Annotated in this window: 16 protein-coding genes and 2 pseudogenes; 12 read left to right on the top strand and 6 right to left on the bottom strand. The window is 75.1% G+C overall.

The window, feature by feature from the left end:
• Positions 1–19 precede the first annotated feature (19 nt).
• Both VSR01_RS18565 and rhaI read right to left on the bottom strand, forming a co-directional pair.
• Positions 20–2068, bottom strand: coding sequence for a bifunctional aldolase/short-chain dehydrogenase (locus VSR01_RS18565; protein ID WP_326450327.1), 2049 nt, complete (start codon positions 2066–2068; stop codon positions 20–22).
• Positions 2069–2415: 347 nt separating this feature from the next.
• Entirely contained in the window at positions 2416–3582 is a 1167-nt protein-coding gene (gene rhaI / locus VSR01_RS18560) for an L-rhamnose isomerase (RefSeq protein ID WP_326450326.1), read from the bottom strand.
• A 393-nt stretch (positions 3583–3975) separates the two neighbouring features.
• Between rhaI and VSR01_RS18555 the strand changes: the two are divergent.
• From VSR01_RS18555 to VSR01_RS18530, 6 genes and pseudogenes are all read left to right on the top strand, one after another.
• Positions 3976–5495, top strand: a pseudogene (locus tag VSR01_RS18555) (sugar ABC transporter ATP-binding protein).
• 2 nt (positions 5496–5497) lie between these two features.
• On the top strand, positions 5498–6580 hold the full coding sequence (locus tag VSR01_RS18550; protein ID WP_442785684.1) for an ABC transporter permease: 1083 nt from the start codon (positions 5498–5500) through the stop codon (positions 6578–6580).
• A complete protein-coding gene (locus VSR01_RS18545) occupies positions 6573–7670 on the top strand; it encodes an ABC transporter permease (RefSeq protein WP_326450324.1) in 1098 nt (365 codons plus the stop codon). Before VSR01_RS18550 ends, VSR01_RS18545 begins: the two co-directional genes overlap by 8 nt.
• Positions 7671–7775: 105 nt before the next feature.
• Positions 7776–8870 carry a rhamnose ABC transporter substrate-binding protein gene (rhaS, locus tag VSR01_RS18540; protein WP_326450323.1) on the top strand — a complete coding sequence of 365 codons (1095 nt, stop codon included), beginning with the start codon at positions 7776–7778 and terminating at the stop codon, positions 8868–8870.
• A gap of 182 nt (positions 8871–9052) precedes the next feature.
• Positions 9053–10072, top strand: a complete 1020-nt coding sequence (locus VSR01_RS18535; protein ID WP_326450322.1) for a LacI family DNA-binding transcriptional regulator — start codon at positions 9053–9055, stop codon at positions 10070–10072.
• Positions 10073–10435: 363 nt separating this feature from the next.
• Positions 10436–13330 carry an alpha-L-rhamnosidase-related protein gene (locus VSR01_RS18530; protein ID WP_326450321.1) on the top strand — a complete coding sequence of 965 codons (2895 nt, stop codon included), beginning with the start codon at positions 10436–10438 and terminating at the stop codon, positions 13328–13330.
• A 130-nt stretch (positions 13331–13460) separates the two neighbouring features.
• Here VSR01_RS18530 and VSR01_RS18525 read toward each other — a convergent pair whose 3' ends face one another.
• Together VSR01_RS18525 and VSR01_RS18520 are read right to left on the bottom strand one after the other, a co-directional pair.
• Positions 13461–14096, bottom strand: coding sequence for an HhH-GPD-type base excision DNA repair protein (locus tag VSR01_RS18525; protein WP_326450320.1), 636 nt, complete (start codon positions 14094–14096; stop codon positions 13461–13463).
• A 142-nt stretch (positions 14097–14238) separates the two neighbouring features.
• Positions 14239–17055, bottom strand: a complete 2817-nt coding sequence (locus VSR01_RS18520) for an Hsp70 family protein (protein ID WP_326450319.1) — start codon at positions 17053–17055, stop codon at positions 14239–14241.
• Between the two features lie 164 nt (positions 17056–17219).
• Here VSR01_RS18520 and VSR01_RS18515 point away from each other — a divergent pair, with 164 nt between their 5' ends.
• Positions 17220–17456 carry a hypothetical protein gene (locus VSR01_RS18515; RefSeq protein ID WP_326450318.1) on the top strand — a complete coding sequence of 79 codons (237 nt, stop codon included), beginning with the start codon at positions 17220–17222 and terminating at the stop codon, positions 17454–17456.
• 258 nt (positions 17457–17714) lie between these two features.
• On the opposite strand, the gene VSR01_RS18510 is transcribed toward VSR01_RS18515, so the two are convergent.
• Entirely contained in the window at positions 17715–18248 is a 534-nt protein-coding gene (locus VSR01_RS18510) for a hypothetical protein (RefSeq protein ID WP_326450317.1), read from the bottom strand.
• A gap of 289 nt (positions 18249–18537) precedes the next feature.
• Between VSR01_RS18510 and VSR01_RS18505 the strand changes: the two genes are divergently transcribed.
• From VSR01_RS18505 to VSR01_RS18490, 5 genes and pseudogenes are all read left to right on the top strand, one after another.
• Positions 18538–19224 (top strand): hypothetical protein, encoded by a 687-nt coding sequence (locus VSR01_RS18505; RefSeq protein WP_326450316.1) that lies wholly within the window; start codon positions 18538–18540, stop codon positions 19222–19224.
• A gap of 209 nt (positions 19225–19433) precedes the next feature.
• Complete coding sequence (locus VSR01_RS18500) at positions 19434–20885, top strand: sensor histidine kinase (protein ID WP_326450315.1); 1452 nt, start codon at positions 19434–19436, stop codon at positions 20883–20885.
• On the top strand, positions 20882–21919 hold the full coding sequence (locus VSR01_RS18495) for a response regulator (protein ID WP_326450314.1): 1038 nt from the start codon (positions 20882–20884) through the stop codon (positions 21917–21919). The genes VSR01_RS18500 and VSR01_RS18495 overlap by 4 nt, the downstream gene beginning before the upstream one ends.
• A gap of 108 nt (positions 21920–22027) precedes the next feature.
• Positions 22028–22642: pseudogene (locus VSR01_RS37825) on the top strand (M48 family metallopeptidase); the annotation flags it as partial.
• A gap of 172 nt (positions 22643–22814) precedes the next feature.
• Entirely contained in the window at positions 22815–23732 is a 918-nt protein-coding gene (locus VSR01_RS18490; RefSeq protein ID WP_326450313.1) for a hypothetical protein, read from the top strand.
• On the opposite strand, the gene VSR01_RS18485 is transcribed toward VSR01_RS18490, so the two are convergent.
• Positions 23708–24451: a DUF4232 domain-containing protein gene (locus VSR01_RS18485; RefSeq protein ID WP_326450312.1), complete on the bottom strand. Its 744-nt coding sequence runs from the start codon at positions 24449–24451 to the stop codon at positions 23708–23710. The two genes, VSR01_RS18490 and VSR01_RS18485, sit on opposite strands and share 25 nt — an antisense overlap.
• Positions 24452–24547: the final 96 nt, after the last annotated feature.

The raw sequence follows: 24547 nt of genomic DNA, 5'->3' as shown, positions 1-24547 counted from the left end.
CGGGGCGCGCTGCGCACGTTCACCGCAGGAAGGCCGCGGCGACGCCCGCGTCCACCGGGATGTGCAGGCCCGTGGTGTGCGACAGCTCCCCCGCGGTGAGGACGAACACCGCGTTGGCCACGTGTTCCGGCAGAACCTCCCGCTTCAGCAGGGTGCGCTGTGCGTAGAACGCGCCCAACTCCGACTCCGGCACCCCGTACACCGCGGCCCGCTGCGCGCCCCAGCCGCCGGCGAAGATGCCGGACCCGCGGACCACCCCGTCCGGGCTGACCCCGTTGACCCGGATGCCGTGCTCGCCCAACTCCGCGGCCAGCAGCCGGACCTGGTGCGCCTGGTCGGCCTTCGTCGCGGAGTACGCGATGTTGTTCGGCCCCGCGAACACCGCGTTCTTCGACGCGATGTAGACGATGTCGCCGCCCATGCCCTGCTCGGCCATCACCGCCGCGGCCTCCCGCGCCACCAGGAACGAGCCGCGCGCCATGATCGCGTGCTGCAGGTCCCAGTCGCGCGCGGTGGTCTCCAACAGCGGCTTGGAGATCGAGATCCCGGCGTTGTTCACCACCAGGTCCACCCCGCCGAACGCGAGCAGCGCCTGCTCGAACGCCGCGTGGATCGCCTCCTCGGACGTGACGTCCGCGGTCACCGCGACCGCCGTGTCCGCCCCGCCCAGCTCCCGCGCCACCCGCGACGCCGCCTCGCCGTCGAGGTCCGCGACCACCACGCACGCGCCCTCCGCGGCCAGCCGGTGCGCGATCGCCCGCCCGATGCCCGAGCCCGCGCCGGTCACCAGCGCGATCCGGGTCGCCAGCGGCTTCGGCCGCGGCATCCGCCGCAGCTTGGCCTCCTCCAGCTCCCAGTACTCGATCCGGAACTTCTCCGACTCCTCGATCGGCCGGTACGACGACACCGCCTCGGCGCCGTGCATCACATGGATCGCGTTGACGTAGAACTCCCCGGCGACCCGCGCGGTCTGCTTGTCCTTGCCGTACGAGAACATCCCGACGCCCGGCACCAGCACGATCGCCGGGTCCGCGCCGCGCATCGCCGGCGAGTGAGGCTCGGCGTGCCGGTCGTAGTACGCCGCGTACTCCTCGCGGTACGCCGCGTGCAGCTCCCGCAGCCGCGCGGTGACCTCCTCCAGCGGCGCGGTCGGCGGCAGGTCCAGCACCAGCGGGCGCACCTTGGTCCGCAGGAAGTGGTCCGGGCAGGAGGTGCCCAGCGCGGCCAGCCGCGGGTGCTCGGTCCTGGCCAGGAAGTCCAGCACGTCCTCGTCGTCGGTGAAGTGCCCGACCTGCGGGCGGTCGGTCGACGCGAGCCCCCGCAGCAGCGGAGCGAGCGCCGCGGCCCGCGCCCGCCGCTCCTCCCGCGGCAGCGGGCCGTACCCCGCGAGCAGCGGGCCGAACGGCTCGGCCTTCCCCTTCTCCGCGAGGAACGCCTCCGCGGCGCGGATGATGTGCAGCGAGTTCGCCTCGCACTCCTCGCTGGTGTCGCCCCACGCGGTGATTCCGTGGCCGCCCAGCACGCAGCCGATCGCCTGCGGGTTGGCCTCCTTGATCGCGGCGATGTCCAGGCCGAGCTGGAAGCCCGGGCGGCGCCAGGGCACCCAGACGACGGTGTCGCCGAAGCACTCCGCGGTCAGCTTCTCGCCGTCCGCGGCGCAGGCCAGCGCGATCCCGGAGTCGGGGTGCAGGTGGTCGACGTGCGCGGCGTCGACCAGGCCGTGCATCGCCGTGTCGATGGACGGGGCGGCGCCGCCGCGGCCGTGCAGGCAGTAGTCGAACGCGGCGACCATCTCGTCCTCGCGGTCCACGCCGGGGTAGCTGCGGGCGAGGGCGCGCAGGCGGTCCAGGCGGAGGACGGCGAGGCCGGGCTCGGTGAGGGTGCCGAGGTCGCCGCCGGAGCCCTTCACCCACAGCAGCTCGACCTCGGCGCCCGGTTCGGCGCCGGCGGGGTCGGGGGCGGTGGCCTTCGCGGAGGTGTTGCCGCCGGCGTAGTTCGTGTTGCGGGGGTCGGCGCCGAGGCGGTTCGACCGCGCGAGCAGCGCGGCGACGGCGGAGTGCGGGGGCATGTACGTGTCCTTCGTCGACGTGAGGCGTTCGCTTACGGTGTGCGGTGCGGTGCGGTGCGCTGGGCGTTGCGCGATCAGGGGCGCGGGGAACTGCGCGACCAGCCACGGCGGACCCGCGGCCGGGTACGGCCCGTTCGGGGCAGACGGGTTGCCGGCTTCTCAGGGGCGCGGGGAACTGCGCGACCAGCCACAGCGGACCCGCGGCCGGGTACGGCCTGTTCGGGGCAGACGGGTTGCCAGCTTTTCAGGGGCGCGGGGAACTGCGCGACAAGCCACGGCGGCGGGGGAGCCGGGTGCGGCGGGTACGCGGCAGCCTCGGACACCGAGCGGGAGGCGCAGAGCCATCGTTACGCTCCCCAGCCCGCCTGCGTCCCGCCGACGCGGGTGGCGACGATCTTCTCCGCGTAGCCCGTCGCACGGTAGGACGCCACGGGATCGGCGTCGAGCCCCATCTCCTCGCGGACCTCCGCGAGCAGCGGCCGCACGTCGGAGTTGAACGCGTCCATGAGCACCGCGTTCGCCCCGAGCACGTCGCCCGCGGCCTGCGCCGAGCGGAGCGCGTCGAGGTCGACCAGGAGCGCCTTGGCCGTGGCCTCCTGGACGTTCATCACCGAGCGGATGATCGCCGGGATCTTCGGCTCGATGTTGTGGCACTGGTCGAGCATGAACGCCACGCCGGTGGCCGGTTCGAGGCCGCCGTTCTTGGCGACCTCGTGCATGATCCGGAACAGCTGGAAGGGGTCGGCCGCGCCGACCATGAGGTCGTCGTCGGCGTAGAAGCGGGAGTTGAAGTCGAAGCCGCCGAGCTTGGCCTCGCGCAGCAGGATCGCGACGATGAACTCGATGTTCACGCCCGGCGCGTGGTGGCCGGTGTCGACGACCACCTGGGCCTTGGGGCCGAGCTTGAGGCAGTGCGCGTACGCGGTGCCCCAGTCCGGGACGTCGGTGGTGTAGAAGGCGGGCTCGAAGAGCTTGTACTCCAGCAGCATGCGCTGGTCGTCGCCGAGCCGCTCGTAGACCGCGGCCAGCGCCTCGGCCAGGCGGTCCTGGCGGGCGGATATGTCGTCCTGGCCGGGGTAGTTGGTGCCGTCGGCGAACCAGAGCTTGAGGTCGCGCGAGCCGGTGGCGTCCATGATGTCGACGCAGTCCAGCAGGTGCCCGAGGGCCTTGCGGCGCACCGCCGGGTCCGGGTTGGTGACCGAGCCGAGCATGTAGTCGTCGTCCTGGAAGACGTTGGTGTTGATCGCGCCGATGGTCAGGCCCTGCCCGGCGGCGTGGGCGGCCAGCGCCGCGTAGTCGTCGGTGCGGTCCCACGGGATGTGCAGGGAGACGATCGGGGCGACCCCGGTGGCCGCCTGCACCTGCGCGGCGTCGTCGAGCTTCTCGTACGGGTCCCGGGGGACGCCGGCCTGCGTGAACACCTTGAAGCGCGTCCCGGAGTTGCCGTACGCCCACGACGGCGTCTCGATCCGCTGGGACTTCAGCGCCGCCTTCACGGCCGACAGATCAGTCATGGCAACCCCTGTGAATCGTTTCATTTGGCGTTCACCGTAGTGGCGGGACCGGGTTATGTCAATGACGTGCGGGCCGGTGAAAAGGCCGGACAGGGTGGCGGCCGGACGGAGGTCCGCCGCGGGAGCGGGGTGACGGCCGGGGCGCGGCGCGTCGCGCGGGGTGCGCGGGACCCGTACGGCCCGCTGTGCCAAGGGGCATTATTGAATCGTGTCATACGGTCGAGTGTGCTGCTCGGTGGTGCGAGGAGGGCCCGCTGATCATGGCTTTCATCGGCGGCTCGCCAGGCAATCGCGCCGAGCACCCTTGACGGCCCTTCCGGGCGGGGCTAACGTCCCGGCAACTCCATTGAAACATTTCACCCGTGTCGACGTTCGGGAGACCCAGGAGACACCATGACCGACCCAGCACCGGAACGCACTCCGGTCCTCGCGCTGGAGGGGGTGAGCAAGTCCTTCGGGGCGGTGAGCGCGCTGCGCGACGTGTCCCTCGCGCTGCACGCGGGGGAGGCGCACGCCCTCGCGGGCGAGAACGGCGCCGGCAAGTCGACGTTGATCAAGACGCTCGCCGGCGTCCACCGGCCGGACACCGGGACCGTGCTGCTTGACGGCGCCCCCGTGGTCTTCCACGGACCCGCCGACGCCCGGGACGCGGGCGTCGCCGTCATCTACCAGGAGCCGACCCTCTTCCCCGACCTGTCGGTGGCCGAGAACATCTTCGTCGGCCGCCAGCCGCACCGGTCCTTCGGCCGGGTGGACCACAAGGCGGTGCGCGACGGCGCCGCCGACCTCTTCCGCCGGCTCGGCGTCGACCTCGACCCCGAGCAGCCGGCCCGCGGCCTGTCCATCGCCGACCAGCAGCTGGTGGAGATCGCCAAGGCGCTCTCGCTCGACGCCCGGGTGCTGATCATGGACGAGCCCACCGCCGCCCTCACCGGCAGCGAGGTGGCCCGGCTGTTCGGCGTGGTGCGCGCGCTGCGCGAGGGCGGCGCCGCGGTGCTGTTCATCTCGCACCGCCTGGAGGAGATCTTCGCGCTCTGCCAGTACGTCACGACGCTGCGGGACGGCGCGCTGGTCGCCGGCGAGCCGGTCGACGGCCTCACCGAGGACGACCTGGTGCGCCGGATGGTCGGCCGCGACCTGGACGAGCTCTACCCCAAGCAGGACGCCACCGTCGGCGAGGTCGCGCTCAGCGTGCGCCGGCTGACCCGGGAAGGCATCTTCACCGACGTCTCCTTCGAGGTCAGGCACGGCGAGATCGTGGGCCTGGCCGGACTGGTCGGCGCCGGGCGGTCCGAGGTGGCGCGCGCGGTCTTCGGGGTGGACCGGTGGGACGGCGGCGAGGTCGAGGTCGAGGGCCGGCCGCTCAAGCCGGGCGCGCCGAGCCTGGCGATGGCCGCGGGACTCGCGCTGGTCCCCGAGGACCGCAGGGCCCAGGGCCTGGTGATGGACATGTCCATCGAGCGCAACATCAACCTGACCGGCTTCGCGGCCACCAGCACCGCCGGGCTGATGCGCCGCGGCGCCGAGCGCAGCCGCGCGGTCGACTGGGCGGTGCGCCTCCAGGTGAAGTACGCGCGGCTGGCCGACGTGGTCGGCACGCTGTCCGGCGGCAACCAGCAGAAGGTCGTGCTGGCCAAGTGGCTGGCCACCGGGCCCCGGGTGCTGATCGTGGACGAGCCGACCCGCGGCATCGACGTCGGCACCAAGGCCGAGGTGCACCGGCTGCTGTCCCAGTTGGCCGCGGACGGCGTGGCGGTGCTGATGATCTCCTCCGACCTCCCGGAGGTGCTGGGCATGGCCGACCGGGTGCTGGTGATGCACGAGGGCCGGCTGGTCGCCGAGATCCCCGCGCCGAGGCCACCGAGGAGTCGGTGATGGCCGCGGCCACCGGACGTGGAAGCAGGGCGGCATGAGCATGAACACCGACGCCACCAAGGCCGCGGGCCCGGCCGGGCCCGCCCCGGCCGGCCGGGACGGCGCACCGGCCGCCGCCCCCTCGGCCGGAGTGCTGGACCGGGTGCTGAAGGTCCGCGAACTGGCCATCGCCGCCGTCCTGGTGCTGATGCTGCTGGCGACCCAGCTCGACAACAGCGCGTTCCTGTCCGAGCAGGGCGTCAAGGACCTGCTGCTGAACGCCACCATCCTCGTCCTCGTCGCCTCCGGCCAGGCGATGGTGGTGATCACCCGCAACGTCGACCTGTCGGTCGGCTCCACGCTGGGCATCACCGCCTTCGCGGCCGGCGAGTTCCTCCGGAGCGGCGGCAACCCGCTGCTCGCGGTGCTCATCGCGGTCGCGCTCGGCGCGGGCTTCGGCGTCGTCAACGGCCTGCTGGTGAGCCTGGGCCAGGTGCCCGCGCTGGTCGTGACGCTGGGCACCCTCTACATCATCCGCGGCCTGGACTCGATCTGGTTCGGCTCCCGCCAGATCACCGCGGCCGACCTGCCCTCCGGCTTCGTCGGCTTCGGCCACAACGGGCTCGGCGCGGTGCCGTACCTGGCGCTGCTGACCGCCGCGGTGCTCGTGGTCGCCGCCTACTACCTGCGAAGCTACCGCAGCGGCCGGGACCTGTACGCGCTCGGCTCCAGCCCGGAGGCAGCCCGGCTGGCCGGTGTGCCGGTGCGCCGGCGGATCATGGCCGCCTACGTGGTGTGCGGCGCGCTCGCCGGACTGGCCGGCGCGCTGTACCTGGCCCGCTTCGGCAACGTCGACTCGGGCACCGGCAACGGCTACGAACTGACCGTGGTCAGCGCGGTCGTGGTCGGCGGCGTCGCCTTCACCGGCGGCTCCGGCAGCCTCTACGGCGCCGCGCTCGGCGCCCTCCTGCTGACCTCCATCAACAGCGTGCTGCCCTCGATCGGCGTCAGCTCGGTCTGGGTCCAGGCCATCGACGGCGTCCTGCTGCTGCTCGCGATCGCGGTGGACCGGCTGGTCGCGCTGCGGGTCGCGGCGATGCTCCGCAAGCGGGCCGCACTGACAAGGAGTGCCCACCATGGCTGACACCAAGGCCGCCCCGCCCGCCGGGGCCCGGCAGCCGGCCCGCGCGGCCCGCTCCGGCTTCTCCTGGACCAGGGACGCGCTGCGCTGGGACACCGCGGTCGGCGCCCTGCTGGTCGTGCTGCTGCTCTGCTCGTTCGCGTTCGTCGACAACTTCGGCAATGCGCTCAACCTGTCGTTCCTGATCGGCAACACCCTGCCGATCGCGCTGATCGCGCTGCCCATGACGATGCTGGTGGTCTCCGGCGAGATCGACCTGTCGGTCGGCTCGACGGTGGGCCTGTCCGGCGCGGTGATGGGCAGGCTGTGGAACGGCGGAATGGCGATCGAGACCATCATCCCGGTCTGCGTCCTGCTGGGCGTGGTCTGCGGCCTGGTCAACGGCCTGCTGGTGACCAGGCTCGGGCTGCCCTCGCTCGCGGTGACCATCGGCACGATGGCCGCCTACCGCGGCATCGCGCAGATCGTGCTCGGCTCGAACTCGGTCACCGACTTCCCGCAGCAGTACCTCACCTTCGCCACCGACCGGATCGGCGGCAGCTTCGTGCCGCAGGCCGCGGTGCCGTGGCTGGTGCTGCTGCTCGTCGCGGTGGTCGCGCTGCACGCCACGCCGCTGGGCCGCTCGCTGTTCGCCGTCGGCGCCTCGGAGGAGGCCGCGCGCTTCGCCGGGGTGCGGGTCAAGCGGGTCAAGCTGTCCATGTTCGTCGCCACCGGCACGATCTCCGCGCTGACCGGCGTCTTCTGGGCGCTGCACTACGCCAGCGCCCGCTACGACAACGCCACCGGCCTCGAACTGTCCGTCATCGCCGCGGTGCTGCTCGGCGGCATCGACTTCGACGGCGGGCGCGGCACGCTCGGCGGCGCGATCGCCGGGGTGTTCCTGCTCGGCTCGCTGCAGAACGTGATGAGCCTGGTGAACGTCTCGGCCCAGTCGCAGACGCTGATCACCGGCGTGCTGCTGGTGGTCTCGGTGCTCGCGCCGCGGATCGGCCGCCGGCTCGGCCAGGCCAGGGCCCGGCGCAGGGCCGCCGCGTCCGCGCCGCCGCCGGCCCCGCCCGCGCCGCCCAAGTCCCTTGCCGCCAGCCCCTCTTGAGCCTACGCATCCCCCGCATCCCCCCGCCCCCCGGCCGCGCCCCCCGCCTTCCGACTGCCTCCCGACTGCCGCCAGACGGCCTCACGATCGCAAAGGAACTCCGCCATGTCCCTCAGAAGCGCCCCCGCCCGCCGCGCCGCGGCGGCCGTCGCCGCCGTCGGCGTCGTCGCCCTGGCCGCCACCGCCTGCGGCGGTACCACCAAGAAGTCCTCCGACGCCGCCAACTCCAGTGCCCCGGCCGCCTCCAAGGCCTCCGCGGACCCCAACGCGCCGCTGAAGAAGGGCCTGACGATCGCGTACCTGCCCAAGCAGGTCAACAACCCCTACTTCACCATCTCCGACAACGGCGGCAAGCAGGCCGTCGAGGCGGCCGGCTCGACGTACAAGGAGGTCGGCACCAGCAGCGGCACCGACACCGCGGGCCAGGTCTCCTACGTCAACACCCTCACCCAGCAGCAGGTCGACGCCATAGCGGTGTCCGCGCAGGACCCGGGCGCGCTGTGCACGGCCCTCAACCAGGCCCGCAAGAACGGCGTCAAGGTCGTCACCTACGACTCCGACACCAACACCACCTGCCGCGACGTGTTCGTCTCCCAGGCCAGCTCCGAGGACCTCGGCCGCACCGAGGTCCAGCTGATGGCCCGGCAGATCGGCTACAAGGGCAAGATCGCGATCCTGTCGGCCGCGCAGACCGCGACCAACCAGAACACCTGGATCGGCTTCATGAAGGACGAGTTGAAGAAGCCGGAGTACAAGGACGTCCAGCTGGTCAAGGTCGCCTACGGCAACGACGACGCGCAGGCGTCCTTCCAGCAGACGCAGGGCCTGTTGCAGCAGTACCCGGACCTGAAGGGGATCATCTCCCCGACCACGGTGGGCATCAAGGCCGCCGCGCAGTACCTCAGCGGCTCCAAGTACAAGGGCAAGGTGCAGCTCACCGGCCTCGGCACGCCCAACGACATGCGCGCCTACGTGCAGAACGGCACCGTGCGGTCCTTCGAGCTGTGGGACCCGGCCAAGCTCGGCGCGCTCGCCGGCTACACCGCGATCGCGCTCGCCTCCGGCCAGATCAGCGGCGCGCCGGGGCAGACGTACACGGCCGGCGACATGGGATCGTTCACCATCGGCCAGGACAGCGTCGTGGTGCTCGGCAAGCCGACCGTCTTCGACAAGGCGAACATCGGCCAGTACCACTTCTGAGCAGGTTCTGAGCAGGTTCTGAGCAAGTCCTGAGCGGGGTCTGAGCAGGCGTACGGGGCCGGCGCCGTGGGGCGGCCGGCCCCGGCGGGCAGGCAACAGCGGATGAAGCGATTCATTCCGTGTGATTGAGTTGGCTCAGGCAGAAATCGCGACAGGTTCGCACTGTGGTGGCGGGACGGAGCGTGGGACCCATGGTGGGGATCAAGGACGTGGCACGGCAGGCCGGCGTCTCGGTCGGGACGGTGTCCAACGTGATCAACCGCCCCGACCTGGTCGCCGAGGAGACCAGGACCCGGGTCCAGTCGGTGATCGCGCGGCTCGGCTACGTGCGCAGCGAGTCGGCCCGCCAGCTGCGGGCCGGTGCCAGCCGCATCATGTCGCTGCTGGTGCTGGACATGGGCAACCCGTTCTTCGTCGCGGTGGCCAGCGGCGCCGAGCGCACCGCGCGCGCCGCCGGGCTCGGGGTGATGGTCTGCAACAGCGCGCAGAGCGTCAGCGAGGAGCGCGAGTACCTGTCCCTCTTCGCCGAGCAGCGGGTGCGCGGCGTGCTGGTCACCCCCGCCGACGCCTCCGGGCGCAGCCTGGACGTGCTGCGCGCCCAGGGCATCCCGTTCGTGCTGGTCGACCGGGTGTCGGCGGACGAGGGCGTGTGCTCGGTGTCGGTGGACGACGTGGCGGGCGGACGGCTGGCCGCGCAGCACCTGGTCCAGGCCGGGCACCGCGCGATCGTCTTCGTCGGCGGCCCGCCGGACCTGCCGCAGGTCCGCGACCGCAAGGCGGGGGCGCTGGCCGCGCTCGCCGAGGCGGGGCTGCCGCCGGAGGCGCTGGTGGAGGTCTCCGCCGAGCGCCTGGACGTGGCGGCCGGCCGCGACGCGGGCTCCCGGCTGCTCGGCCTCGGCCACCGGCCGACCGCGGTGTTCTGCGCCAACGACCTGCTCGCGCTGGGCGTGCTGCAGTCGATGTTCGCCGCGCGGATCAGCGTGCCGGACGAGATGGCGATCGTCGGCTACGACGACATCGAGTTCGCGGCGGCGGCGGCCGTGCCGCTCACCTCGGTGCGGCAGCCGGCCGTGGCGATGGGCCGGCTGGCCGCGGAGATGCTGATGGAGGAGACGGTCGGCGAGGGCGCGGCGCACCAGCACCGGCAGACCGTGCTCCAGCCCGAGCTGGTGGTCCGCGGCTCCAGCCTGCGGGGCCGCTGAGGCCCGCGCGGGGCCGCCGCCGGGGCCCGCGTAGGCAGGCTCGGGGCCGCCGAAGGCCGCCGGGCCGGCTCGGGGCCGCGGAAGGCCGTCGTGGGCCGTCGTGGGGCCGCGGCAGGCCGTGGTGGGCCCGGACTGCTGGGCATGCCCGGCCGCTGGGCCCGTCGGCGGCTCGCCCGCGGGGGCCGCCGGGACCCTTGACGCGGTGTTCGCGCTCTCCTACCGTCGCCTCGAACCGTCCGAGTGAATCGTTTCATCCCCCCATCTGTGCCCTCCGCCCCCAAGGAGTGTGGCGCTGTGAACGTTTCCCGCTCGTCCGTACCACGGCGTGGCCCACGAAGGGTCCGCCCGGCCTGGATCGTTTCGGTGGCCGCCGCGGTGACCGCGGTCTTCTGCCTTGCGGCGCCGGCGTCGTCGGCGTCGTCGGCCGCGCCGGCCTCCCGGCCGTCCCCGGCGGCCGCGGGCGCGCCGGTCGGGCGGGCCGCGGGCGACGCGTACATCCTCGCGCCGAGCAGCCGCACGGTCGCCCCCGTCGCGGTGCAGAGCACCTCGGGCACGGTGAGCGGCGCGGCGAACGTGCTGTCCGGCGGCTCGGCCCGCATCTCCGGCGCGGGCTCCTTCCTCGTGCTGGACTTCGGCAAGGAGGTCGGCGGCCTGGTCACGCTGCGCTTCGCCGGCGCGAGCGACGCCGGGCAGCGGCTCGGCCTGGCGTTCACCGAGTCCTCGCGGTACGTCGGGCCGGTCAGCGATCTGAGCAGCGGCGCCGCGTTCTCGGGCACCGGCACCGACGGCGCGCTGTACACGACGGTCGGCGGCGCCGGCTCGTACACCATGCCCGCGGACAAGCTCCGCGGCGGCTTCCGCTACCTGACGCTGTTCCTGGACTCCTCCGGCTGGGTCGACGTCGACGGCGTCTCGCTCGCCTTCACCGCCGCCGCCGGGATGAGCGACATGCGCGCGTACGCCGGCTACTTCTACTCCAGCGACCCGCAGCTGAACCGGATCTGGTACGCGGGCGCGTACACCGTGCAGATGGACACCATCGCCCCGACCCAGGGCAGGGTGTGGCCGCCGCCCCCCTCGGGCTGGGAGAACGACGGCCTGGTCGGCGTCGGCGCCGGCGTGCTGGTCGACGGCGCCAAGCGCGACCGCTCGGTGTGGTCGGGCGACATGGGCGTCTCGCTGCCCACCGCGTACGTGTCCACCGGCGACCTCGTCTCCACCCGCAACTCGCTCACCACGCTCTACCAGCACCAGGCGTCGTCGGGTGAACTGGAATACGGCGGACCGGAGTTCAACTTCTACGGCTCGGACACGTACCACACCTGGGCGCTCGTCGGGACGTCCGCCTACTACACCTACTCCGCGGACAGGTCCTGGCTGGACTCCGTCTGGAGCCAGTACCGGCGCGCCATGGACTTCGTCACCGCGAAGATCGACGGCACCGGGCTGCTCGACGTCACCGGCACCAGCGACTGGGCGCGCGGCGGCCAGGGCGGGGAGAACATCGAGGCCAACGCGCTGCTGTACAAGGCGCTGCTGGGCGGCGTCGCACTGGCCGCCGCCGAGGGCGACAGCGCCGACGCCTCCTCCTGGCAGCAGCGCGCCGCGACGCTGAAGGCCGCGGCCAACCAGCGGCTGTGGAACCCCGCGGTGGGGATGTACCGCGACAACCCGGACAGCGGCCTGTACCCGCAGGACGGCAACTCCCTGGCCGTCTGGTACGGGTTGACCGACAGCCCGGCCAAGGACACCGCCATCGCCCGCGCCCTGAGCGCCCGTTGGGACGACCACGGCGCCGACACCCCGGAGAAGGACGGCGCGATCGGCACCTTCCCCGGCTCCATGGAGGTCCAGGCGCACTTCGCCGCGGGCGACGACCTCGGGGGTCTCACGCTGATCCGCCGCGAGTGGGGCGGCATGCTCGCCGACCCGGCCGGCACCGGCAGCACCTTCTGGGAGGGCCTGCGCCACGACGGCTCCTTCGACTACGGCGGCACCTACATGAGCCTGGCGCACGGCTGGGGCACCGGCCCGACCTCGGCGCTGACCTTCTTCGTGCTGGGCCTGAGCCCGACCGGCTCCGGCGGCTACACCTTCGCGCCGCACCCCGGCGACCTCGCGCACACCGAGGGCTCCCTCACCCTGCCGCAGGGCACGGTGACCGGCTCCTGGGACTACGACCGGAGCGCCGGCACGCTCGCCGAGACCCTCACCGCGCCGGCCGGCAGCACCGGCACGCTCGGCGTCCCGGCCTACGGCTCGGCGGCGCTGACCGTCGCCGTCGACGGCCACACCGTGTGGAGCGGCGGCGCCTTCCACGCCGCGCCGGGCACCGTCACCGGCGGTTCCAGCGACGGGAGTTACGTCCACCTGACCGGCCTCGCCGCGGGCAGCCACACCGTCACCGCCACCGGCGTCGGCGCGCCGGCGCCGTTCACGCCCGCGGTGAACTCCGCCGCGGCGGGCGACCCGTTGCCGCCCGGCTACACCCTGTGCGCGGTCGAGGGCGGCAGCTGCACCCCGTCCGGCACACAGGTGATGGCCTACGGCGCCGGCGCGTACGCCTTCACGGCGGCGAGCGGCACGACCGCGTGCGGCGCGGCCGGTTTCGGCGGCGCGGACCCGGCGTTCGGGGTGCTGAAGTCCTGCTACCTCGCGCCCGCCGGCGGCCCGGCCGGCTGGACGCGGTGCGCCGACGAGAAGGGCTCGTGCGCGGTCGGCGGCACCCGCGAGGTCGCCTACGGCGCGAACGGCGCCTTCCGCTTCCAGACCGTCGTCAGCGGCCATGTCGCCTGCGCCAACGACGCGTTCGGCGGCGACCCGCTCCCCGACACCGCCAAGGGCTGCTACACCGCGCCGGACGGACCGCCGGCCGGCGGCGGCTGGACGGCGTGCGCGAGCGAGCACGGCACGTGCGCGGCCACCGGCGGGCAGCCCCTCGCGTTCGGCGCGAACGGCTCGTACTGGTACGGCAGTTCCCACGGCAGCACCACGTGCGAGACCGGCACGCTGGGCGTCGACCCGATCTACCTGGTCGGCAAGGACTGCTACACCCGCACCGGGCCGCCGCAGGGCTACCCGGTGACCTGCGCGGCGGAGAACGCCACCTGCGCGATCTCCGGCACCCGCACGGTCGCCTACGGCGCGGACGGCGTCTTCGCCTACCGCACGGTGACCGGCAGCGTGGCGTGCGGCAACGACGCGTTGGGCGGCGACCCGCTGCCGGGGGTGGTCAAGGCGTGCTACCTCACGTCGTGAGGCGCGGGAGGCAGAGCTGACCCGGGCCCGCGACCTGGGCCAGCCGCTTGGGCCGGCGGCCTGGGCCGGCGACCCGCGGCCGAGCGCGGGCGCCGGGCCCGGGGACCTGGCGGGGGGGCGGCGCCCGGGATCAGCGCTTCTTCGGGGCGGCCTCGGCCGCCTTCGCCGCCCGCGCCTGCTTCGCGGCCTTCGCCGCCTTCGCCGCGGCCTTCGCCTCCTGCTTGTGGGCGCGGACCCGGGCCAGGGAGTCGGGCCCGGTGATGTCGGCGACCGAGCGGTGGCAGCCCTCCTCGCCGTACGGCCCCGCGGCCTCGCGCCAGCCCGCCGGACGGACGCCGAGCTGCTTGCCGAGCAGCGCCAGGAAGATGCGGGCCTTCTGGTCGCCGAAGCCGGGCAGCGCCGTGAGCCGCGCGAGCAGCTCGCGGCCGTCGCCGACGCCGGTCCACACCGCCGCGGCGTCGCCGTCGTAGGTGTCGACCAGATAGCGGCACAGCTGCTGCACCCGCCCGGCCATCGCGCCCGGGTAGCGGTGCACCGCCGGCTTCTCGGCCAGCAGCGCGGCGAACGCCTCCGGGTCCTGCGCGGCGACGGTGCGCGCGTCGAGGTCGTCCGCGCCGAGCCGCCGGGCGATCGTGTACGGGCCGGCGAACGCCCACTCCATCGGCACCTGCTGGTCCAGCAGCATGCCGACGAGCAGGGCGAGCGGGCTGCGGCCGAGCAGGTCGTCGGCCTCGGGCCGCTGGGCCAGTCGCAGGGTGGTGTCCATGTCCCCATCGTCGCGCATGTCCCGGATTCCGCCTGTTGTGGACGCGTCCCCGCGCGTCCCGGCACGTCCCCGCACGTCCGGGTGCGTCCCGGCGCGTCCCGCGCAGGCAGCGCGCCCAGGCCCCGCCCGCCGGTCCCGCGGGCTAGGACCCCTCGGGCTCCGGCGGCGGCGTCCAGTGGACCGGCGCGGACGCCCGCAGCGCCGCCCAGCGCTCGGAGCGCATCAGCGCCGCCGCCTGCTCGCGCGCCGCGGCGTCGACCGTGACGCTCCACTGGCGGCCGGCGTACATCGCGTCCGTGATCTCGTCGAGCGCGGACTCCGAGCCGCCGCGCACCGCGTCGCGGAACGCCCGCTCCTCCTCCCGCAGGGCCTTCGCCGACCGTGCGCGGCCCGACCGCTCCCTGGCCACCAGGTGCACGATGCCGTTGGCGTCGATGTCGAGGCCGACGACGACACTGGGCATGCCCGGTCCGGCGCGGCGCAGGTCCGGCAGCTCCAGGACCGCCAGGGTGCGGTTGGCGTCCGCCGTCTCCTCACTGCCCTCCACCAGACGCAGGGTCATGGCGCGCGGGCTCGCGGCGCTGGTGGCTAGGAACTCGGTCCGCAGCGTCGGGATGGTGGTGTTGCGCTCGATCAGCGCCATGGCCCAGCCGTCCTGCAGCGCGATGCCGAGCGTCATCGGCGTCACGTCGAGCAGCAGCGCGTCCTTCACGCTGCCGGTGAGCACGCCCGCCTGGAGGGCCGCGCCGGTGACGATGCCCTCCGGGATCAGGCCGCGGTACGGCGCCTTCCCGCCGGTCAGCCGCCGCATCAGCGCGTCGATCGCGGGCATCCGGGTCGCGCCGCCGGTCAGGATCACCCGGTCGAGGTCGGCCAGGCCGATCCCGGCGTCCCGCAGCGCCTGCTCCACCGGCCGCCGGCAGCGCTCCAGCAGGTCGCGCGTCATCGCCTCGAACTCCGCGCGGGTCACCGTCTCCTGGAGGTGCACGGGCGTGCCGTGCGCGGTGGCGAGGAAGGGCAGCGAGACGGTCGCCGAGGTCGCCGCCGACAGCTCGATCTTCGCGTCCTCGGCCGCCTCCTGGAGCCGCTGCATCGCCTGCGCGTCACCGGTCACGTCGACGCCGTACCGCTCCCGCACCCGGTCGGCCAGGTGCCGGACCAGCCGCGCGTCCCAGTCGCCGCCGCCCAGGTGCTCGTCGCCCGCGCCGGCCTTGACGTCCACCACCCCGTCGGAGACCTCGATCAGCGACACGTCGAGGGTGCCGCCGCCCAGGTCGAAGACCAGCGCGTCGGACTCGGTGCCGGCCAGGCCGTAGGTGAGGGCCGCCGCCGTCGGCTCGTTGATCATCCGGTGCACCACGAGCCCGGCCTTCCGGCCGGCGCGGGCGAGCGCGTCGCGCTGGGCGTGGCCGAAGGTCGCCGGGACGGTGAGCACCGCGCCGCGCAGCGGCCCGCCCCAGTACGCCTCCGCGTCCGCGCGCAGCCGGGCCAGGATGTGGGCCGCGACGTCCTCCGCGGTCAGCGTGACGCCGCCGCGCGTGATGCTCCAGCCGGTGCCGAGCCGCAGCTTGGCCGCGCGGACGGTGTACGCCGCGTTGGTGACCGCCTGCCGCTTGGCCGCCGCGCCCACCAGGATCTCGCCGCCGGCGGTGATCGCGACCATGCTCGGGGTGGTGAGCGAGCCCTCGGCGTTGGGGACCAGCCGGACGTCGTCGCCCTCGAACAGGCCGATCGAGGAGTTCGTGGTGCCGAAGTCGATGCCGACGAGGGCGCCGGGGGTGGCGGCCGTGGCCTCCCCGGCCGCCTGTCCCGGTTGTCCCGCCTGTCCCGGTTGTCCCGCCTGCTCCGGCTGCCCGGGTCGGCCGGGGCGTCCCTGCGGGCGCGGCGGGCCGACCCGCGGGATCTCGCCGAGGCCCCGCTTGTGCCACAACTGCCGGGCGCGCGCGGCCACTTCGAGGTCCGCGTCGGCGATCAGGCCGAGCAGCGCGGCGCGTGCCGCGTCCCGGGTCGGCTCGCGCACGCTGCCGAGCAGGCCCTCCACCAGGTGCAGCGCGCCGATCCGCTTCCACGCCTGCCGGTCGAGCACCGCCGCGCGCATCTCGGTGAGCCGGTCGACGTCGTCGTGGCGCGGGCTGCGGGCCAGGTGGATGACGCCCTGCGCGTTGTCCACGCTGAGCGTCGGGGTCTGCCCGGCGATCGACTGCCGCACCTGCTCGTGCACGTAGGCGTACAACTCCTCGACGGAGACCAGCCCGTCGCCGTCCAGGTCCGCCGAGCCGTCCTTGAGCCCGCGCACCACCGCCGCGGTGAAGACCGACGGCTGTGCGGGCTGCCGGCTGAAGCGGACGTCCTGCCGCGGCTGTCCGGGTTGTCCGGGTTGCCCGGGGTCGCCCTGCGGTCCGTCCTCGCGCCCGCCCTGCGCTCCGTCCGGCCGGCCCTCGTAGGCGTACTGCAGCGCGGTCGACGCGGTGAGCACCACGCGGCCGTTGCCCGCGAACGGCTCGGCCACGTCCACGGCGGGCGGACCGGCGGCGCGCCGTACCGCGTTCATCGCGAACGCCCCGCTGTAGCAGCAGTCGAGCATCACGACGATGCGCCGGGACCTGCTCTGCTCCATCCAGTCGCTGACCCGGTCGGCCGGGATCGCGGTCGCGCCGGGCAGGTCCCGCTCGGTGTCGCTCATCACGAAGTACAGCCGGCCGCGCAGGTCCTTCCAGCCGTGCAGCGACAGGTGCAGGAGCAGCAGGTCGTCGCGGCCCGCGCGGGTGAAGAACGCCTCCATCGCGCGCATCGCGTCGCGCTGCCGGGCGTCGACCAGGGACTCGACGGCGAAGCCGCCGATGGCGGGGTCGCCGAGCACCTCCGCGAGGGCGGCGGCGTCGGCGGTGGCGCCGGGGAGTTCCGCGAAGTGGCCGTCCTCGTAACGGCTGTTGGCGATGATCAGTGCGCGGCTCGGCATGGCCTAGCGGGGGTCGGGCGCGGTGCCGGCACCGGTGCCGGTGTGTGTGCCGGTGCCGGCGTCGGCGTCGGACGAGGGGTCGGCTTCGAGGGCAGGGAGGGCAGGGTCGTGCCAGGCGCAGGAACTCCTCCAGCGCCCGGCGGCCCATCGCGTCGGTGGTCGCGGTGAGTTCGAGCGTGTCGTCGCCGATCGTGATCCGGATCGTGCCCGAGCGCCTGCGGGCGATCCAGTCGCGGGCGAGCCCGACCAGCGCCGGCAGCAGCGCGCCGCTGCCGCCCAACGCGACGACCAGAGCGCCGAGTTCGAACGCCGCGTCCGCGCGGGCCCCGGCCGGCGCGTGCCCGAGCGCCGCCCGCTCGACCCGCTCCACGCCCAACTCCTCGACCTCGGCGAGCAGATAGCGGATCTCCTCCTCGGCCCGCTCCTCGTCACCGTCCCCGGTGTCGAGCACGAGCCGCACCGCCGTCTCCCCTGCGGTCATGCCGCCGCCCCCCTTACCGCGCGTGCCGCCGCCCGCAAATCCACGGGTGCGGCGACTTTAGTGGTGGAAAGGGGCGTTGGGGGTGGTGTCGGGGCGATACGGGGTCGCGTACGGCATCCCCCGGGGCGGTAAGGCTTTCCCCGCGCGGGGCTGCGGCGGGCCAGGCGGTTCACGAGGTTCAGGCGGACAGCGGCACCGGGCGCGCGGCCGGCGGGAGCTTGGCGGCGCGGTGCGCCAAACCGACCGTGCGGGTCAGCAGCATGGCCACCGCCATCAGGATCAGCCCGTCGGTGATCGCCGCCGCGGACACGTCGTGCCGACCGCACCAGGACGCGAGCTGCGCCGGGAACCAGTGCGCCGAGCCGTACGAGAACGCCGTGCGCGCCCCGACCACCACGACCCACAGCAGCGCGTACGGCCAGCCGCTGCGGCTGACCGCGCCGCCGGTCCTGGGGCTGCGGTAGACGTCCATCAGAGCGAGCGCCGCCAGCCCGCCGAGGAACCCCAGCGCGGCGGCGAGGACTTCGAGCAGCAGGCCGGTGCCGTGGGTGGCCGGGCGCGCCACGAACAGCGGGACGATCACGCAGGCGGCGAGCGGCGGCCGCAGGACGCGCAGTCTGCCGATCCTGCGGTGCGGGCCGAGGTCGCTCTCCAGCACGGCGACCAGGACGGCGCCGTTGACGATCATCGCCTGGGTCAGTTCCGAGGCCATCAGGGACTCCTTGCGGGATGCGGCAGGGGTGCGGGCCGCCGGGCGGTGTCGCGCCGACGGTCTCCACACTCGCCGCGCGCGCCGCCGGGCGGATCGGAGCGCGGGTCCAGTTCCGGGGTGATCCGGCGCGCCGCCCCGGCCGCCGCGCTCACCCCTGCCGCGCCGGGCCTCACCCCGCGCGTCACCCCCGGCCTCACCCCGTGGTGTGACGTCCGCGCCGCGCCGCCTGCCTAGCGTCGTCGGAGCCGGGCGACGAGCGCGGCGGACCGACGCTCGAAGGAGGAGTGCCGTGATCGACGTCCTGGTCGTCGTCGCCGTGGCGGTCTACGTCATCGGCCGCCAGCTGATCGGCGAGCCGCTGCGCGGCAAGCGCGTGGTGGTGCTGCCCGCGGTGCTCGCCGTCGTCGGCGCGAGCCGGCTGCACGGCCACGGGCACGCGGTCGGCGCGGCCGACGTGGTGCTGCTGGCCGCCGGCGGCGCCGTCGCGGTGGCGATCGGCCTGGCCCAGGGCGCGGTCCTGCGGCTGAGCGAACGCGACGGCAGGCTGTGGGGGCAGCTGCCGCCGCGCGGTCTGTGGCTGTGGGCCGCGCTGATCGCCTCGCGGCTGCTGACCACCGCGCTCGCCCACGCCTGCGGCGCGCACGTCGCCGCGTCCTCGGCGCCGATCATCCTCATGCTCGGCCTCAACCGGCTCGGCCAGGCCGCGGTCATCGCCCGCCGGGCGTACGTGGCGGGCATCGCGTTCGCGCCCGAGCCGGACGGCTCGGTCTTCGCGCTGGACCGCCTGGGCGGCGCCGGCGACCGGTTCGGCACCGGGCCGGGCACGGGGTTCCACACCGGGTCCGACGCCCGCGCCGGTACGGGGTTCGGTGTGGGGTTGGGTGCGGGGTTCGGTGCGGGGTCCGGCGCGCGGCTGCCGTACGGCGTGCGGGAACGCCGGGCGGGCCGCGGCCGGCGCGGCGGCTTCCTCCGGTGACCGAGCCGCGGTCCGGCTCTCCGGCGGGGCCGGGGCCGGGGGCGGCAGCGCGGCGCCCGGGAGCGTCGGGGCGGCCCGGAGCAGCCGGAGTGGCCGGCGCGGGCGGAGCGGCCGGAGCGGCCGGAGCGGGCGGGCGCCTCGGGAGGACGCGGCCGGGCGGGTGGTCCCGGGCCTTCGAGCGGCCCCGCGGCCGGGGCTATCGTGAGGCCGTGCTCCGTACGGTGTCGTGGCTGATCAGGGCCATCGTCTACGCGGTGGTCGGGGTCGACGTCCTCGTCACCGCGTCGCTCGGCCCGGTGGCACGCCCGGTGACGCTCGGCGTGTACGCCGCGTGCGGCGTGCTGTTCGCGGTGTGGGCGGTGACCGACCGCCGCCGCGTCGTCACCGGCGCGCCCGCCGGTCCGCTGCTGACCGGCGTGCTCGCGCTGACCACCGTGCTGAGCGCCGCCCTCGCGCCGGTGGGGGACGGCGGCGCGATGATCGCGCTCGCCGTCATGGCCGTGGTCGAGGCCGGCACCGAGGTGCGGATCAGCTCGGGCTGGGCGGTGTTCGGCGCGGGCGTCGCGGCCGCGGCCGGCGGCGCGGTGGTCGTGGACGCGGCGGTCGAGCGCACGCTCGGCGTGGTCGGCGGGCTTGCGGTCGGCCTGCTGATCGGGTTCAACCGCCGCGCGTACCGGGTGCGGGCCGAGCAGAGCGCGGCCTTGCTGGCCCGGACCGAGCAGCTGCGCGCCGAGCGGCACCGCGGCGCGGTCCTCGACGAACGGGCCCGGCTGGCCCGCGAGATCCACGATGTGCTCGCGCACTCGCTGGGCGCGCTGGGCATCCAGATCCAGGCGGCGCGGGCGCTGCTGGAGGCGGGCACGGCGGCGCTGGCCCGCCCGGCGGTGGACGTCGCGCGGGTCGACGCCGTGCTCGCCACCGCCCAGCGGATGGCCTCCGACGGCCTGAACGAGACCCGGCGCGCGGTGCACGCGCTGCGCAGCGACCGCCGCTCGCTCGGCGAGGAGCTGACCGCGATGGCGGCGGCGCACGAGGAGCGGCACGGCACGCAGGTCACCGTGCACGTGACCGGCGAGCCCGGGCCGCTGCCGCCCGACCAGACGCTGGCCTTGCTGCGCACCGCCCAGGAGTCCCTGGTCAACGCCGCCAAGCACGCACCCGGCCGCCCCGTCTCCGTCGCCCTCGCCTACGGGCGGGAGGATGTGGCCATGACCGTCGTCAACCCGCTGGACGCGCCCGCGGCTCCGGCCCCCGGCCCCGGCGGCGGCGCCGGTCCCGGCGGTGCTCCCGGCGGCCGTACGCCGGCCGCGCCCGCGATGTCCACGGTCGACGGCGGCTACGGCCTGACGGGGATGCGCGAACGCCTGCTGCTGCTGGGCGGCACGCTCACCGCGGGCCGCGTGGCCGCGGGCACGGACGCGGACGCCGCCGCGTCCGGCGTGTCCGGCGTTTCCGACGCGTCCGGCGCGGACGACGCCGCCTCGGGGGCGAGCACCGCCGGGGCGGTCCGGACCCCCGGGAGCGCCGATGCCGTCTGGGCCGTCACCGCCCGCGTCCCGCGCGCACCCGAGGCGTTCGAGGCATTCGGCGTACCCGACGGGGCCGACGCGTCCGACGCGCTCAACGCCGGAACCGGGCGGACCGGGCGGAGCACCCGGTGAGCGCCACGCACGGCGCGGGCGCGGGCGCGAACGCGGGCACGGGTGACGCAGGCACCACGGGCGACGCCGGCACCCCCGACACCCCGGACACGTCCGGTCCTCCGAGTGCTTCCGGCCGCTGGAGCACTGCGGGCGCCCCGGGTGCGCCCGGCACCCCGGGCAACCCGGGTGCTTCCGCCGGCTTGGGCACCTCTGGCGCTCCGAGCACCCCCGGCGCTCCGGGCGCCTCCGGAGCACCTGGCGCTCCGGGCACCCCCGCCGCTCCGGGCACCCCCGGCACCCCGAGCACCCCCGGCATCCCGGGTGCATCCGGCGCCCCCGGCGCCCCCGGCGCTCCCCTGCGCCTTGTCGTCGCCGACGATCAGGCCAGCGTCCGCGAAGGGCTCGCGATCATGCTCGACCTGCTGCCGGACGTCGAGGTCGTCGGCACCGCGGCGGACGGCCGGCAGGCGCTGGAGCAGGTCGCCGCGCTGCGCCCGGACGCGATCCTGCTGGACCTGCACATGCCGGTGATGGACGGCACCGAGGCGACGCGGCGGCTGACCGCCGAGCACCCGGAGGTCGCCGTGGTCGTGCTCACCACGTACGCGGACGACCGTTCCGTGGTCGACACGCTGCGGGCCGGCGCGCGCAGCTTCCTCACCAAGGACGCGGACCGCGCGCACATCGCCCGTACGCTGCACAGCGCCGTGGCCGGACTGACCGTCCTGCACCCCTCCGTGCAGGCCACGCTCCTGGCGGCGGCCCACGTACCGCCCGCGGACCCCGCGCCCCCGCCGCCCGCGGACCCGGACGGCGCGCCCGCCGACCGTACGGCAGGCGCCGCGCGCGCCGCGCTGCCCGACGGGCTGACCCGCCGCGAGGCCGAGATCCTCGCCCTGATCGCGCGGGGCCTGAACAACGCCGAGATCGCCGCGCAGCTCTACCTCAGCCACAACACCGTGAAGACCCACATCAACCGGATCTTCGCCAAGACCGCCTCCCGCGACCGCGCCGCCGCCACCCGCTACGCCCAGAGCCACGGCCTGACCTGACCCCCGCCGAGGGCCGGCCACCCCGGCCCCCCGCCCCCGCCCGGCCTCCGTCCGCCCCCGGTCTCCGCCCGGCGACTGCGTGGCCCGCGGCGGTCCCGGCCTCGTAGGATGCGGGCCCGGCACGGCCGCCCGGCCCTGCCCGTCCTTTGGGGGGACCCTTCGATGACGGCGTCGCTGCGCGCTGCCCGCGCGCTCGTCCTGGTGACCGGCTTCTACCTGATGGGCGTCGTGCTCCTCGCCGCGCTCGGCGCGTTCGACTGGCTGCTGCTCACCAAGCTGTTCGTCGCGGCCACGGCCTACCTCGTGGCCGGCCTGCTGATCACCTCGGTCGTGGTGGCGGTGCCGATCGTCTGCGGCATGGTCGCGTTCCTCACCGCCGGGCGACGTGGCGGGCGCCCGAACGGCCACCCGGTCACCGCGCGGGACCAGCCCGAACTGTGGGCCGAGGTACGCGCCGCGGCGGACGCGGCCGGCACCGCCGCCCCGGCCGAGCTCGTGCTGAACGGCGAGGTCAACGCGGGCGTCTCCGAACGCGCCCGCCTCCTCGGCCTGCGGCCCGGCCGGCGCACCCTGCACCTCGGCGTGCCGCTGCTCGCCGGGCTCACGGTGCCGGGGCTGCGGTCCGTGCTGGCCCACGAGTTCGGGCACTACACCCACCAGGACACCCGGCTGGCCCACATCACCATGCGCAGCCGCGCCGCCGTCGTGCAGACCGTCGACGCCTTCGCCGGCAGCGGCGCCCTGGCCCAGCCGATGTTCCGCTGGGCGCCGCTGCTCGTGGCCCGCCTCTACGTCGGCTACGCGCGGTTCTACCTGCGCGTCTCCCAATCGGTGGCCCGTCGCCAGGATCGCCGCCGATCGCGTCGCGGCCCGGCTCGCCGGCCGGGACACCACCGTGGCCGCCCTGCGCCGCGTCCCGGTGCTCAAGGCGGCGCACGACCACTACCTGACGACGTACGCGTTCATGGGCGTCCCGGTCGGCGCGCTGCCGCCCAGCGGCGAACTGCACGGCGGCTTCCGCCGGTTGCTCGCCGCCAGGTTGCCCGAGGCGCTGCGGCGGCTGGCCGCGGACCGCCGCGCGCCGCGTGCCACGCCCTACGACTCGCACCCGCCGATGCCCGAACGCGTCGCACGCGTCGCCGAGTTGCCCGACGACGGCCGGCCCGACGACCCGTCGGCGCCGCTCGCGCTGTCGCTGTTGCGGGACGCCGACACCGTGCTCGCCGCGGTGGAGAGCGCCACCCTGACCGCGCAGGCGTCCGGGCTGCCGCACGTCGAGTGGGACCAGCTCGTCGTCCTGCGCACGGTGTCGGACTTCCACGGCTACGCGGAGCCGCTGCGCAAGGCGGTCCAGCGCGCGGTGCGGGCGACCGCTCCGGCCGCGCCCGCGGCAGCCACGCCGGCCCCGGACTCCGCCGCCTCCGCCGCCTCCGCCGCCTCCGCCGCCGCAGCCGAACTGCCGGACCTCGACGGCGTGTTGGACGCCATCGACCGCGGTCTGCTGTGGATGGCGATCGCCGACCGGATGCCCAAGCCGGACAAGGCGGCCCGGCTGACCGGCGCCTCGGCTCGGAACTTCATCCGGGGCGACATCTGGAACGGCGTCGCGGGCCTGGTCCAACTCCGGCTGCTGGAGCAGGGCCTGGCCCGCCCCGACATCGCCTGGGAAGGCGTACCGGGCTTCGCGCTGCCCGAGGAGTGGGAGGCCGGGATGGACGCGGCGATCGACGCGGCGCTCGCCGACGCACCGGACACCGCGCCGCTGCGCGCCCTCCTCGCCGGGCGGGCTCAGCCGCCGACCGGGCCGGTGTAGGTGCCCGGGTGGGTGGCGGCGTCCTGGAGCAGGACGTGGCCCCAGCGCCAGGGCAGGTCGTAGGAGGAGGTCTCGTCGGGCGGGGTGATGACGAGGGCGGTGGGCGCGAAGTCGTTGGACGCGGAGTTGCCGTCGGCGCTCCACGGCAGGAACGTCACGGTGAAGCGGGTGGTCGCGCCCGACCGCAGCGTGACCGTCGCCGGGGACTGCGAGGTGCGCCGGAGGGACCACTGCGTGCCGCTGTTCACCAGGTCGACGCCGGGGAAGCCGCGCATCGTGCAGGTGTGGCCCGAGGTGTTGCGCAGCACGACGTACGCCTGCTGCTGCCGGCTCGCGTCGCCGTCCGGGGAGGGCGAGCCCCACGAGAACGCGAGGTCGCCGGTGTGGCACCGGCCGCTCGCCGCGGCGGGCTTCGCGCCCTGACCGGCGGCGGGGCGGGGCGCGTTGGCGCGGGAGGTGTCGCCGCCGGCGGTGTTCGCGCCCGGGGCCGAGGCGTTCGCGCTCGTCCCGGAGGCGTCCGTACCCGTGCCGGAGGTGTCGGGCCCGGCGTCCGGGGCGGACGGCGCGTCGCCCGGCGCGGTCGTGGCGGCCGCGGTGACCGCGGCCGGGTCGGCGGGCGGACCCGCGTGCGAGGCCGTCGCGTCGTTGCCGCACGCGGTGAGCGCGAGCGCGCCCGCGAGGAGGGTCGTCGCCGCGGCTGCCGTCCGGATGAGCTGCATCAGGTCCCCTGTGGTCGTCCCGTTCACGGCCCGCTGCCGTGAGATTCCGTGTGGTCCGTTCGCCTACGGAAGCGGTCACGCGCGGGCGGCCGGAGC

Source organism: Actinacidiphila sp. DG2A-62, from assembly GCF_035825295.1.
Classification (GTDB): domain Bacteria; phylum Actinomycetota; class Actinomycetes; order Streptomycetales; family Streptomycetaceae; genus Actinacidiphila.
The sequence above is the reverse complement of the archived record's forward strand: the minus strand, read 5'-3'. Positions and strand labels throughout refer to the sequence as shown.